The sequence below is a fragment of the Serratia sp. Sp408 genome (genome assembly GCF_057180665.1).
The window spans coordinates 1-12686 of sequence record NZ_JBXUFT010000007.1 but is presented as its reverse complement, the minus strand read 5'-3'; the positions used below and the strand labels follow the sequence as shown (position 1 = coordinate 12686).

General features: G+C 56.5%; 12 protein-coding genes and 2 tRNA genes. 2 read left to right on the top strand and 12 right to left on the bottom strand.

The genetic code is table 11. From position 1 onward, the window contains the following. Positions 1 to 9 precede the first annotated feature (9 nt). The 5 genes from ilvE to AC2AXP_RS18120 all read right to left on the bottom strand — a co-directional run bounded on the left by ilvE (position 10) and on the right by AC2AXP_RS18120 (position 4464). Positions 10 to 936 carry a branched-chain-amino-acid transaminase gene (gene ilvE / locus AC2AXP_RS18140; RefSeq protein WP_004956462.1) on the bottom strand — a complete coding sequence of 309 codons (927 nt, stop codon included), beginning with the start codon at positions 934 to 936 and terminating at the stop codon, positions 10 to 12. 20 nt (positions 937 to 956) lie between these two features. Beyond that, entirely contained in the window at positions 957 to 1214 is a 258-nt protein-coding gene (gene ilvM, locus AC2AXP_RS18135) for an acetolactate synthase 2 small subunit (RefSeq protein WP_004956463.1), read from the bottom strand. Next, a complete protein-coding gene (ilvG, locus tag AC2AXP_RS18130; RefSeq protein WP_371902139.1) occupies positions 1211 to 2857 on the bottom strand; it encodes an acetolactate synthase 2 catalytic subunit in 1647 nt (548 codons plus the stop codon). The genes ilvM and ilvG overlap by 4 nt, the downstream gene beginning before the upstream one ends. 142 nt (positions 2858 to 2999) lie before the next feature. Further along, complete coding sequence (gene ilvL / locus AC2AXP_RS18125; RefSeq protein WP_015962288.1) at positions 3000 to 3098, bottom strand: ilv operon leader peptide; 99 nt, start codon at positions 3096 to 3098, stop codon at positions 3000 to 3002. A gap of 133 nt (positions 3099 to 3231) precedes the next feature. Further along, a complete protein-coding gene (locus AC2AXP_RS18120; protein WP_004956466.1) occupies positions 3232 to 4464 on the bottom strand; it encodes an MFS transporter in 1233 nt (410 codons plus the stop codon). 341 nt (positions 4465 to 4805) lie between these two features. Here AC2AXP_RS18120 and AC2AXP_RS18115 point away from each other — a divergent pair, with 341 nt between their 5' ends. Continuing rightward, on the top strand, positions 4806 to 6326 hold the full coding sequence (locus AC2AXP_RS18115; RefSeq protein ID WP_039991393.1) for a YifB family Mg chelatase-like AAA ATPase: 1521 nt from the start codon (positions 4806 to 4808) through the stop codon (positions 6324 to 6326). Positions 6327 to 6352: 26 nt separating this feature from the next. On the opposite strand, the gene AC2AXP_RS18110 is transcribed toward AC2AXP_RS18115, so the two are convergent. Further along, positions 6353 to 6691: a MaoP family protein gene (locus AC2AXP_RS18110; protein ID WP_039991394.1), complete on the bottom strand. Its 339-nt coding sequence runs from the start codon at positions 6689 to 6691 to the stop codon at positions 6353 to 6355. 119 nt (positions 6692 to 6810) lie between these two features. Here AC2AXP_RS18110 and hdfR point away from each other — a divergent pair, with 119 nt between their 5' ends. Further along, positions 6811 to 7638, top strand: coding sequence for an HTH-type transcriptional regulator HdfR (gene hdfR / locus AC2AXP_RS18105; protein WP_039991396.1), 828 nt, complete (start codon positions 6811 to 6813; stop codon positions 7636 to 7638). 4 nt (positions 7639 to 7642) lie between these two features. Here hdfR and yjfF read toward each other — a convergent pair whose 3' ends face one another. The 6 genes from yjfF to AC2AXP_RS18075 all read right to left on the bottom strand — a co-directional run bounded on the left by yjfF (position 7643) and on the right by AC2AXP_RS18075 (position 12640). After that, a complete protein-coding gene (yjfF, locus tag AC2AXP_RS18100; protein ID WP_004956470.1) occupies positions 7643 to 8635 on the bottom strand; it encodes a galactofuranose ABC transporter, permease protein YjfF in 993 nt (330 codons plus the stop codon). Then, positions 8632 to 9654 (bottom strand): galactofuranose ABC transporter, ATP-binding protein YtfT, encoded by a 1023-nt coding sequence (gene ytfT, locus AC2AXP_RS18095; RefSeq protein ID WP_004956471.1) that lies wholly within the window; start codon positions 9652 to 9654, stop codon positions 8632 to 8634. The genes yjfF and ytfT overlap by 4 nt, the downstream gene beginning before the upstream one ends. Then, positions 9651 to 11159: a galactofuranose ABC transporter, ATP-binding protein YtfR gene (gene ytfR / locus AC2AXP_RS18090; RefSeq protein WP_004956472.1), complete on the bottom strand. Its 1509-nt coding sequence runs from the start codon at positions 11157 to 11159 to the stop codon at positions 9651 to 9653. The genes ytfT and ytfR overlap by 4 nt, the downstream gene beginning before the upstream one ends. A gap of 16 nt (positions 11160 to 11175) precedes the next feature. Further along, positions 11176 to 12132, bottom strand: coding sequence for a galactofuranose ABC transporter, galactofuranose-binding protein YtfQ (gene ytfQ, locus AC2AXP_RS18085; RefSeq protein ID WP_004956473.1), 957 nt, complete (start codon positions 12130 to 12132; stop codon positions 11176 to 11178). A 303-nt stretch (positions 12133 to 12435) separates the two neighbouring features. Continuing rightward, positions 12436 to 12511, bottom strand: a tRNA-Trp gene (locus AC2AXP_RS18080). Positions 12512 to 12563: 52 nt separating this feature from the next. After that, positions 12564 to 12640, bottom strand: a tRNA-Asp gene (locus AC2AXP_RS18075). Positions 12641 to 12686: the final 46 nt, after the last annotated feature.

Genomic DNA, 12686 nt, shown 5'->3' with positions numbered 1-12686 from the left:
CGTTATGGCTTATGCGTTGATTGGGTCTAACCAGCCGTATTTATCTTCGGTTTTACCGGTAAACAGGCCAAAGAATGCCTGCTGGATCTGTTTGGTGACTGGGCCGCACTTGCCAATACCGACCTGAATGCCGTCAACGCTGCGAACCGGCGTGATTTCCGCTGCGGTACCGGACATGAACACTTCGTCGGCCAGGTACAGCGACTCGCGTGACAGCACCTGCTCACGCACTTCAAAGCCCATGTCCTTCGCCAGCTTGATGATGGCGTCACGGGTGATGCCCGGCAGGGCCGATGAGGTGAACGGCGGGGTGAACAGCACGCCGTCTTTGACTTCAAACAGGTTTTCACCCGCACCTTCGGAGATATAGCCGTGCACATCCAGCGCAATGCCTTCCTGATAGCCGTGGCGGCGCGCTTCGCTACCCACCAGCAGCGAGGACAGATAGTTGCCGCCGGCTTTGGCGGCGGTTGGAATGGTGTTTGGTGCGACACGTTGCCAAGAAGAAACCATCGCATCGATGCCTTGATCCAGCGCTTCTTCACCCAGATATGCGCCCCAAGGAAACGCCGCGATAATCACGTCTGTCTTGTAGCCGGCCGGCGGATTCACCCCCATACCCACGTCGCCGACAAACACCAGCGGACGAATATAGGCGCTAACCAGATTATTTTTGCGCAGCGTGGCGCGGCAGGCTTCCATCAGTTCATCTACGCTTTGCGACACCGGCATGCGGTAAATTTTTGCCGAATCATGCAAACGCTGCATGTGTTCACGGTGGCGGAACACCACCGGGCCTTTGTGCGAATCGTAGCAACGCACCCCTTCAAACACCGAAGTGCCATAATGCAGCGCGTGTGACATCACGTGCACTTTGGCGTCAGCCCAAGGAACCATCTCACCATTGAACCAAATATAATCGGCTTTGCTCGTCATTGTTCTTTCCTTCTTTCGCTTTAGGCGCGTATTTGTTGTGATGTTTGCTGCTGGATATCGACTCGGGAGACATCCATCAGTTTGCTTAATTGTGATGACAGTAAGTCCACCGGACGCTGGCTGGCAACGGTCAATTCAATGTTGATATTGTCGCTATTCAGGCCCGCAGCCATATTCATAGCACAAACCTGAAAGCCGCGATGACGCACGACGCGCAATACGCGCTCTAACATTTCTGGGCGAAAGCGGGCCTGGATCGAGAGTTGATGCTGCATCATGATACTTTCTCCAACATGGTTTCGTTGCCTGCGCCCGGCGGTACCAACGGCCAGACATTTTCGAGTTCATCAATGGAAACCTGCAACAGATAAGGCCCTTCGCTGTTGAGCAAGGCGTCGAGTGCGTCTGCGACCTGGTCTTTACGGGTAATGCGCTGGCCGGGGATGCCGAAGGCGCTGGCCAGCATCAGGAAGTCAGGGTTATCGGACAGGTTGGTTTCACTGTAACGCCCGTCAAAGAACAGTTGCTGCCACTGGCGAACCATGCCCAACCGCTGGTTGTCCAGTAACACGATTTTCAGCGGTAACCCTTTGCGTTTTATGGTGCCCAGTTCCTGCACGTTCATCATGAAAGAACCATCCCCCGAGATGCAGATCACCATGTCGTCCGGGCGTGCAACCTGAGCCCCCACCGCCGCGGGAACGCCAAAGCCCATGGTGCCCAGGCCGCTGGAGGTGATGAAGTTCTCCGGGCGGTCGAAGCACATGTGCTGTGCGGTCCACATCTGATGCTGGCCGACGTCGGTTGTCACCACCGTGCTGGCCGGCATGCACTCGGACAGCTGCTTGAGCAACAGCGGCGCGTAGATCGGCTGGCCGGGATGATCGTAACGCCAGCGGTGCTCCTGTTTCAGTTCGGCGACCCGCTGTTGCCAACCGGCAATCTGCAGCGGTTGCTGCAACGCCGGCAACAGCGTTTTCAAATCCCCCTGCAGCGCCACGTGCGCCTGACGCAGTTTGTTCATTTCCGCCGGATCGATATCCATGTGGATTACCTTGGCATGCGGAGCAAAGGCATTCAGCTTGCCGGTAACGCGATCGTCAAAACGCGCGCCGACCGCCACCAGCAGATCGCATTCCTGCACCGCCAGGTTGGCCGCCTTGGTGCCATGCATGCCCAGCATGCCGAGGTAATACGGATGCCGGGCATCAGGAGCGCCCAGGCCCTTCAGCGTCGCGACTGCCGGGATGTGCGTCACGGCGATAAACTCGCGCAGCGCCGGAACCGCCTGCGCCATGCCAACGCCGCCGCCGACGTACAACACCGGCTTTTTCGCCTGCGCCAGCAGCGCGGCAGCCTGTGCCAATGCCTCGGCCGGGTGGGAAAACGCATCTTCGACCGGCATCAGGTGTGGCGGTAAATCGCCTTGCGCCAATTGAATGTCTTTTGGGATATCGATCAGAACCGGCCCGGGGCGGCCGCTGGCAGCGATAGCAAACGCCTCAGCCATGATGCCCGGCAAGGCCTCCAGCGACTCCACCAGGAAACTGTGCTTGGTGCAGGCCAACGACAGGCCCAGCACGTCGATCTCCTGGAAAGCATCGGTGCCGATCAGCTGCGAGCCTACCTGGCCGGTGATGGCGACAATCGGTACCGAGTCCAGCAGGGCATCGGCCAGACCGGTGATCAGATTGGTGGCTCCCGGGCCGGAGGTGGCGATACATACGCCGGTTTTACCGGTGGCGCGCGCATAACCGATGGCAGCCATGGCAGCGCCTTGCTCGTGGCGGCACAGCAGATGTTCCACCCCACCGTCATACAACGCATCGTAGACCGGCATGATGGCACCACCCGGATAGCCGAATACCGTATCAACACCCTGCGCACGCAACGCTTGAACCACCCACTGAGCACCATTCATGGTTATTCCCCCGCCATCTTGCGGGATTTGCAGGATTTTATTCTGTTGTACATTCTCTGCTCCTCACTTCACTTTTCTCTTGCCAATAAAAAACCCCCGGACCTGACGGTGCGGGGGTTCTCTTGCGATTCCGGCTTGTTTTCTAAGCCATTCTTCGTCCAAGTGCAGCCCCGCACGGTGGGATAATAATCACCACCACGCTAATCACGACTAGGCTAATCACTTGGGCAAAGGCTTTCATAATAGGGTTGTTCACTGTGCTCGTGTCGAACTAATACCTACAGAGGTACCATAGTCACGCGCGGCGTGACAACACTTTTTTTGCGTTATTATTCGACGCAGTCTGGTCATACCTCAAGCAAAGCGCTGCGTTTTCAAACGTTAGCGTGCACTTTCGGCGCGTCGACCGTACCGGCGATCGCTTTGCCGCGCGTGTCCCTGCCAAAAAACACCAGCACGGCAATCACGATAGCCACCGTACCGGCAATGATTGCCATCGCCATGCCGTAGTTATGGCCATGACGTTCGGCGATGGTGGCCTGTAAGGTCGCATTGACCGAAGCAATCAAATTACCCAACTGATAGACAAATCCAGGCAGCACGGCGCGCGTATTGCTCGGCACCAGCTCATTGAGATAGGTCGGCACCACGCCCCAGGCGCCCTGCACCATAAACTGCATCAGAAACGCCCCGATCCCCAGCATCAGAGAACCGCTGGAAAAAGCCCACAGCGGGATCACCGGTAGCGCCAACAGCGCAGCGATGATAATCGCCTTCTTGCGGCCGATTTTTTCCGACAGTACGCCAAACAGCACCCCACCGATAATTGACGCGATATTGTAGCTAATGGCGATGATACTGACGGTTTCAGGAGAGAAACCATGCTGAACTTTCAAAAACACCGGGTACATATCCTGCGTGCCGTGCGAGAAGAAATTAAACGCGGCCATCAGCAACACCAGATAAATACACAGCTTCCAATGGCTCTTGAGCACCGGCAGTAACGCGGTGCTTTCCTTGCGTTCTCGCGCCGCCAGCCACACCGGTGATTCCTGAACAAAATAATAAATAAACGGCAGCAGCAGAATCGGCAGCGCACCGATGACAAACATGCCACGCCAGCCAACCACATCAAACAGCAGGCCGTAAACCACTGCCGCCAGCAAATAGCCAAACGGGTAGCCTGCCTGGAAAATACCCGACATCAGGCCCCGTGAGCGATCCGGAATGCTCTCCATCGCCAACGACGAGGCCACGCCCCAGATCCCTCCCATCGCGACCCCGTACAGCACGCGCAATATCAGGAATACCGTCAGCGATGGCGCAGCGGCAGAGAGCAGCTCAAAAATCGAGAAAAAGACGATATTGAGCATCAGAATCGGCTTGCGCCCGTACTTTTCCGCCGCGCGCCCAAACAGCAATGCGCCAATCGGCCGCACCGCCAGCGTCAATAAAATGGCCAGCGTGACTTCTTCCATACCGACGTGAAACGCCTGTGCGATATCACTGAGCAGGAAAACCAGTACGAAGAAATCAAAAGCATCGAGCGTCCAGCTGGAAAAGCTGGCGATGGCTGCATTACGTTGCAGCGAGGTCCAACCAAACATAACGTTATCCCTACCGTTGAGTACCAAGTCAGTGAGGTTCTGTGGCTGCCGCGTCTGAATGCGCGGCGGTCAGGTGCTGTTAAAAATATGAGTATTATTTTAAACAATTGTTAAATACACCCATTAACCCTCGGGTTGCAACTTGATTAGCATGCTAATTTGTTGCAGCGCTCATGTAAGTGTTAAGAGGTATTGCGATAGCCTGCGAGACAAAGCGCAAAAAACGCGCTTCTTATTGAAATTGATTAATTTTACTGGAAAAGACTCCGCAATCTTGGCCATAGGGCACGGCATGCCGCAAGGTTAACTGGCACGCTATGACTCTCAGCAAGGAGAGCTCTATGTCGCTAGCGGTTGTCTATACCCGCGCCCTTTATGGCGTTCAGGCCCCATCGGTCACGGTGGAAGTGCATATCAGCAACGGGTTGCCCGCGCTGGCGTTGGTAGGATTGCCTGAAACTACGGTCAAGGAAGCGCGCGATCGGGTGCGCAGCGCGTTGCTCAATAACGGCTTCACCTTCCCGGCCAAGCGCATTACCGTCAATCTGGCACCGGCGGATTTACCCAAAGAAGGCGGACGCTACGATTTACCCATTGCGCTAGCGATCCTCGCCGCCTCCGAACAGCTGCCTGTCGATCGGCTGGCTGAATATGAATTCCTCGGCGAACTGGCGCTGTCCGGTGCACTACGGGCGGTCCACGGCGCCATTCCGGCGGCGCTGGCGGCAGAACAGGCCGGGCGAAGCCTGATCCTTGCCAGCGAAAACAGCGGTGAAGTGGGGTTGATTCCCGGCGGCAGGGCTCGGGTAGCCGGCCACCTGCTGGAGGCCTGCGCGTTTTTACAAGGCCAGGGCAATCTGCCGCCGGCTATCGCTCCACCGGCTGCTCCCGTCACCACGCACGGCGATCTCAGCGATATCATCGGCCAGCAGCAAGCCAAGCGTGCACTGGAGATCGCCGCTGCCGGCGGCCATAACCTGCTGTTGCTCGGGCCACCGGGCACCGGCAAAACCATGCTGGCCAGCCGATTGACCAGCTTACTGCCACCGTTGACCGATTGCGAGGCGCTGGAAAGCATCGCCGTTACCAGTCTGCTGCATCACCCTGCCTGCTCACTGCCGTGGCGGCAGCGGCCGTTTCGTGCGCCACACCACAGCGCGTCAATGGCGGCACTGGTCGGCGGTGGTTCGCTACCGCGCCCGGGCGAGATATCCATGGCGCACAACGGCGTGCTGTTTCTGGATGAACTGCCCGAATTTGAGCGACGGGTGCTGGATGCACTGCGCGAACCGCTCGAATCAGGCGAAATCGTGATTTCCCGCGCCAGCGCCAAAGTGCGTTTTCCTGCTCGCGTGCAGTTAATTGCCGCCATGAACCCAAGCCCTACCGGACATTATCAAGGGGTACACAACCGCACGCCACCCCAGCAGATATTGCGCTATCTGGGCCGGCTGTCCGGGCCGTTTCTCGACCGTTTCGATTTGTCGATAGAAGTGCCGCTGTTGCCGCCCGGCATGCTCAGCCAGCAACGCAGCGCCAGTGAAAGCAGCCATCAGGTGCGGGCGCGGGTGCTGCTGGCGCGTGAACGTCAATTACGTCGAGCGGGTAAAATCAATGCCTTGCTGAATAACCGCGAAGTGGATCGGGACTGTCGCCTGCGGCCCGAGGACGCCAGCTACCTTGAAGCGACGTTGATCGCATTGGGATTGTCGGTACGTGCCTGGCACCGCATTTTAAAAGTGGCGCGTACGCTGGCCGACCTGATGGATGACGACATCGTCACTCGCCGCCATGTCAGCGAAGCATTGGGCTATCGCTGTATGGATCGCCTGCTGATGCAATTACACCGCAGCCTGGAATAAAAAATGGGGCCGAAGCCCCATGATGTCTAATCGTCGCTGTCGGTATAATCTTCCACCGCATCCGCCTGCGGTTTGCCGCCAGACAGGGTATGGAATTTTTTCGGGCGGCGAGTGCGCGCCAGATATTTAGACCATACTTTTTCCTGCTCGGTTACCGGCTCGCGTTCACCGCGGCACACTGCGACGAACAGCTGTTCTTCTTCAGTGGCTGGCTGACGTTTTCCGGCGTCCAGCTCATTGAACGCATATCCAAAGCGCTCTAGCAATTGCGCTTCTTTAATGGTGAAATCGCCGTGACGGGAGAACCCGCGGGGATAGTGTTTATTATCAAAAAAACGATTGGTCGTGGTGAAGCTATCCGCCATCTGACACGCTCCTAATTCTCTCATGGCCGTGCTGTTTATGGCGCGGAGTATTAGATAGGCTTGACATTGTGTAAAACAAAACATTTAAATCTTAACGACAAAAATTTTTGGAGATAGCTGTGGATACCGAATTACTGAAAACCTTTTTGGAGGTCAGTAGAACGCGTCACTTTGGCCGGGCCGCAGAATCCTTGTACCTGACGCAGTCGGCGGTCAGTTTCCGTATCCGTCAGTTGGAAAATCAATTGGGTGCAAATTTGTTCACCCGTCATCGCAATAATATTCGTCTGACGCCGGCCGGAGAACGTCTGCTGCCGTATGCAGAAAGCCTGATGAGTACCTGGCAACTGGCAAAAAAAGAAGTGGTGCGATCGCTGCAACACAGCGAACTGTCGATCGGCGCCACCGCCTCATTGTGGGAGGCCTATCTGACGCCGTGGCTGCAATCGCTTTATCAACAGCGCGAAGCGTTACAGTTGGAAGCCAGAGTGGCGTTGCGACATTCGCTGGTAAAACAGCTACATGAACGGCAGCTCGACTTGCTGATTACCACCGAGCCGCCAAAAATGGATGAACTGGCAAGCCAGCTGCTGGGTAACTTCTCACTGCGACTGTTCGCGTCTTCGCAGCGCAATCGGCAAGCACCGATGCCCTACATCAAGCTAGAATGGGGCGCGGATTTCCATCAACAGGAAAATCGCATGCTGGACAGCGATACCATGCCGGTGCTGACCACCACGTCGGCACACCTGACGCGGCAGCTGTTGGAAACCACCGGCGGCTGCGCCTTTTTACCAAGCCAATGGGATAAGACCTATCCGCATCTGGAGGCGACTCCCGACGTGCCCACCATCGTCCGCCCGCTGTATGCCGTCTGGTTGCAAAACAGCGATCAGCAGCCGCTTATTCGCCAGCTGCTGAAAATACCTTTAAATACCGCAGCATAACGCGCTATGACGGCTTCAGCGTTGGATGACGGGGTCTTGAGCGCCTTGAGAGCCAAAACGCGCTCAATGCCTTCTGAAGGCCAATAAAGCAGAACAACAGGATGCCGATGACGATTTTGGTCCACCATGAGCTGAGCGTGCCGTCGAAGGTAATATAACTCTGGATCAATCCTTGTATCAGTACGCCGAACAGCGTACCAAGAATGGTGCCGACGCCGCCGGTCAGCAACGTACCACCAATCACCACCGCGGCAATGGCGTCCAGCTCTACGCCGCTGGCTGCCAACGCATAACCGGCCGAGGTATACAGCGAAAAGACAATCCCCGACAGCGCTGCCAAGGTGCCGGACAGCATATAAATCAGCACCGTCGTGCGTTGCACCGGCACGCCCATCAGCCCCGCGGATACCCGGTTGCCGCCAATCGCATACACGTTATGACCGAAACGGCTACGATGCGCCAGCACCATCCCCACGGCCACTACCAGCAGCATCACCAGCGCCAGCAGGGTAAAACGCCCACCGCCCGGTAACTTCCAGGCATAGTTGGCCAGCGTGGCATACAGCGGATGATCGATGGGGATCGATTCCTCGGAGACAATAAAGCTCATGCCACGCACAAAAAACATGCCAGCCAGCGTGATGATAAACGCCGGTAATTTCAGCGCATCAATGATCCACCCCATCAGCGCGCCAAACGATGCCCCTAGCAATAAAGCAATGGCAAACGCATACAGCGGATCGATACCATAGCTGCCAATCAGCTTGGCAAGCAGTACGCCAGTAAAGGCAATGACCGAACCGACCGACAGATCGATACCGCCGGACAGGATAACAAACGTCATGCCCACCGCGACAATGCCGAGGAAAGCGTTGTCGGTCAGTAAATCGCACCACACGCGCGTCGAAGCAAAGCCGGGGAACTGGCTCAGACAAAAGCCGTAGCCCAGCAGAAATACCGCAATGGTGATCAATAACGGCAAATTGCGCTTCATCATGTCTTGGGTCTCCGCAGCAGGCGGCGCCACGACAGGCTGGGTGATTGCACCATCAGCACCGCCAACACCACCAACGCTTTCAGCACCAGGTTAAATTCCGGCCGATAACCAGATAACAGAATACCGGTGTTCATGCCCTGGATAATTAACGCACCGATGACCGACAACACCAGGTTGAAACGACCGCCAAGCAGCGAGCCGCCGCCTATCACCACCGCCAGTATCGCGTCCAGCTCCAGCCACAGGCCGGCGTTGTTGGCATCGGCACCGCGAATGTCCGCCGTCACGATCACCCCGGCCACCGCAGCGCACAGCCCGCAAATCACATATACCGCCATCACCACCCATTGGGTGCTGACACCGGCATGATGTGCCGAGCGCAGGTTGATACCCACCGATTCGATAAACAGACCAAGCGCGGTTTTACGCGTCAGCAGCCAAATCAATAACAGCATCAGCGCGGCAATGATAATCGGCATCGGCAAGTACATCAGCGAGCCGCTGCCCAACTGTGCCAGCCCGGCACGTTCAAAGGTGACAATCTGACCTTCGGTGATCAACTGGGCGATACCGCGTCCCGCGACCATCAGCATCAGCGTCGCCACAATCGGCTGGATCTTCAGTACCGCCACCAGAAAGCCGTTCCATAGTCCGCACAGCGCACCTGCGGCCAACGCCGCCGCCAGGACGTAACCCAACGGATACCCTGCGCTGGTCAGCGTTGCCGCCGTCGCACCGGCAATCGCCATCACCGCCCCGACCGACAAATCGATGCCACCGGTGGCGATCACCAGCGTCATGCCCAATGCCAGCAGGGCAACCGGCGCACCACGATTAAAAATATCTATCAGGCTGCCGAACAGCCGCCCGTCCTGGATATGAATAGAGAAAAAATGCGGGGCGACCAGGCTGTCGATCAACAGGATGGCCAACAGGGCGCCGACCTGCGTTGCGCCGGCCGGTAATACCCATCTGACTTTACGAGGCTCACCGGTCATGAAGAAGCTCCTTTGGTTCATATCGTCTCCTGCTGCACGGCGATCGCCTGCATAATGGCCGGCACGCTGATCGCCTCATGATCCAACTGGGCGACATGCCGTCTGTCGCGCAGGACGACGATCCGATCGGCATAGCCTGCCAGCTCTTCCAGTTCAGAAGAGATCACCAGCAGCGCCAGACCTTCGCTACACAACCGTTCGATCAAGCGAATGATTTCCGCATGCGCTCCCACATCGATGCCGCGGGTCGGCTCATCCAGAATCAAAAAACGCGGATTGGTCGCCAGCCAGCGGGACAGCAACACCTTCTGCTGATTGCCACCGGAAAGATATTGGATTTGCTGTTCCGGCCCTGGGGTACGAATGCCCAACAGTTGAATAAAGCTTTCGGCAATACGGGTTTGCTCGCGCAATGGGATCGGGCGCAGCCAGCCACGCTGCGCCTGTAAGGCCAGAATAATATTTTCGCGTACCGTCGCGGCTCCCACGATGCCATCGGTCTTGCGATCCTCCGGGCAATAGCCAAAACCGAGGCTGGCGGCTTTACGCGGTGAGCGAATAGCGGCGGCGCTACCTGCAACCTTTGCCGTACCGCTGTCCTGCGCCTTGATGCCGAAAATCAGCTGTGCGGTTTCGGTACGCCCCGATCCCAGTAATCCCGCCAGACCGACGATTTCGCCCGGGCGTATCGACAGATCAAACGGCTCCACCAGACCGCGCCGCCCATAACCGCTGAACTCGACCAACGGTGCCGCGGTTACCGCCTCGTGTTCGCCTCGCTTCAACAGCCCTTCATCGAAACTGTGGCCCAGCATCATTTGCACCAGTTCGATACGCGGCAGATCGGCGACGGCTTTGGTGCCGACCAGCTTGCCATTGCGCAGCACGGTAATGCGATCGCTAATGCGATATACCTGATCGAGGAAGTGGGTAACGAAGATCATGCCCAATCCCTGGGCTTTAAGCTGGCTCAGAATGGCCAACAGCATGGTGACTTCCTTCGCGTCCAGGCTGGCGGTCGGTTCATCGAGGATCAACACCTTGGCCGAAAGATCGACCGCCCGAGCGATCGCAACGATCTGCTGAATGGCGATCGAGTAGTTCCCCAGCGGCTGGCTGACGTCCAGCGGCAAACCATAGCCTTGCAGTAGTTGAACCGCCTGCTGTTGCAGCCGGCGTTGATCAACCAGCCCGAAACGCGTCGGCTCGCGGCCAAGAAACAAATTGGCGGCCACCGACAGGTTCGGCAACAGGTTTACTTCCTGATATACCGTACCGATACCTAATGATTGCGCCTGCGCGGTACTCTGCGGCGCAATCATCGTTCCATCCAGCCAGATGTCGCCGGCAGAACGTGAATAAACGCCGGTCAATGCCTTGATTAACGTTGACTTGCCGGCGCCATTCTCACCGAGCAATGCCATCACTTCACCACTGCGCACGGTCAGATCCACCTGATCCAGGGCTTTTACCCCCGGGAATTCGACGGAAAGTCCTTTAATCGCTAACAAATCGTTGGCCATCATTCACGCCCGCCGCTGGTTAGTAACCCATGCTCTTTTTCATGTCGAATTCCTGCTTGGCAGTATCCGGCTGCAGCAGCTTCGATTCGGTCTGGATGAATTTAGGCGGTTGAGTGCCGTCTTTTTTCATCGCCAGCAGTGCGTCAAATGCCGGGCCAGCCATGTTTGGCGTCAACTCTACCGTCGCATTGGCTTCACCGTTCATCATCGCTTTGAAGATATCCGGCACCCCGTCGATGGAAACAACCTTGATTTGTGAACCCGGCTTCAAGCCGGCTTCTTTGATCGCCTGGATGGCGCCAATGGCCATATCGTCGTTATGCGCATAAACCGCACAAATGTTCTTGCCATTCTGTTCCGCCTTGATAAAGCTTTCCATCACTTCTTTGCCCTTCGAGCGGGTAAAGTCACCGGATTGCGAACGGACAATCTTCACGTTGCTGGCCGCGGCGACCCCGTCGGCAAAACCTTTTTTACGGTTAATTGCCACGCTGGAACCAACCGTGCCTTGTAGTTCCACCACGTTGCAGGGGTTGCCGGCCACTTCTTTCACTAACCAATCACCTGCCACTTTGCCTTCATGTACGCTGTCAGAGGCAACTGCCGCGGTATACAGCGATGGGTCGCTCACTTCAATCATCCGATCCAGCAGAAATACTGGGATTTTGGCTTCCTTGGCTTCCTGCAATACCGGAGTCCAGCCGGTGGCGACCACTGGCGCAATGAAAATGGCGTCAACGCCCTGAGCGATAAACGATCTCACTGCCTTGATCTGGTTTTCCTGTTTTTGCTGTGCGTCGGCAATCTTCAGCGTAATCCCGCGTTTTTCCGCTTCCTGTTTAGAAACTTTAGTTTCTGCCGAGCGCCAGCCGGATTCTGAACCGATCTGGGAAAAGCCCACCACAAGAGGGGCTGCCTGAACGGTTCCCATCAAGATGCCGCTCACGGCGACCGCTAACAATAAACGCTTGTGCATGTTGTTCTCCTGGCTCCGCTCACGATGACTACACGGGCAGAGATGATGTTGTTGTTTTCACACTGGTGATGTTGAGCGCTAAATAATGCAGGCGCCCATTAGGTTTAGACCAAATTGACGCAGGAATAATGAGCGCCGTCACAACGCAGGAGAACAATCAATTTGTACATGAATTCAGCTAAAAAAGTCTAAATTGGGAACGTTTCCGAAAGGAGGATCAGGCAAGCTTTCAATGCGGTGGGCAAGATGGCAGGGAAGCAGAAAGCAAAAAAAACCCTTTGCTTTCGCAAAGGGTTCTTAATATGGCAGGGGCGGAGAGACTCGAACTCGCGACACCCGGTTTTGGAGACCGGTGCTCTACCAACTGAGCTACGCCCCTATATCACGCTTACCATTACGCCTGCTGGGTAAGCAGGCATAATGTAAATAAGTGGCGGAACGGACGGGGCTCGAACCCGCGACCCCCTGCGTGACAGGCAGGTATTCTAACCAACTGAACTACCGCTCCACCGGTTCTGTTACGTTGCTTCTTGCGAAGCCGGCAAACCTTCTGG

Excerpts from the sequence above, each read along its gene's own strand:
- ilvE (WP_004956462.1), bottom strand. The coding sequence starts at position 936 with ATGACGAGCAAAGCCGATTATATTTGGTTCAATGGTGAGATGGTTCCT.
- ilvM (WP_004956463.1), bottom strand. The coding sequence starts at position 1,214 with ATGATGCAGCATCAACTCTCGATCCAGGCCCGCTTTCGCCCAGAAATG.
- ilvG (WP_371902139.1), bottom strand. The coding sequence starts at position 2,857 with ATGAATGGTGCTCAGTGGGTGGTTCAAGCGTTGCGTGCGCAGGGTGTT.
- ilvL (WP_015962288.1), bottom strand. The coding sequence starts at position 3,098 with ATGAAAGCCTTTGCCCAAGTGATTAGCCTAGTCGTGATTAGCGTGGTG.
- AC2AXP_RS18120 (WP_004956466.1), bottom strand. The coding sequence starts at position 4,464 with ATGTTTGGTTGGACCTCGCTGCAACGTAATGCAGCCATCGCCAGCTTT.
- AC2AXP_RS18115 (WP_039991393.1), top strand. The coding sequence starts at position 4,806 with ATGTCGCTAGCGGTTGTCTATACCCGCGCCCTTTATGGCGTTCAGGCC.
- AC2AXP_RS18110 (WP_039991394.1), bottom strand. The coding sequence starts at position 6,691 with ATGGCGGATAGCTTCACCACGACCAATCGTTTTTTTGATAATAAACAC.
- yjfF (WP_004956470.1), bottom strand. The coding sequence starts at position 8,635 with ATGATGAAGCGCAATTTGCCGTTATTGATCACCATTGCGGTATTTCTG.
- ytfT (WP_004956471.1), bottom strand. The coding sequence starts at position 9,654 with ATGAACCAAAGGAGCTTCTTCATGACCGGTGAGCCTCGTAAAGTCAGA.
- ytfR (WP_004956472.1), bottom strand. The coding sequence starts at position 11,159 with ATGATGGCCAACGATTTGTTAGCGATTAAAGGACTTTCCGTCGAATTC.
- ytfQ (WP_004956473.1), bottom strand. The coding sequence starts at position 12,132 with ATGCACAAGCGTTTATTGTTAGCGGTCGCCGTGAGCGGCATCTTGATG.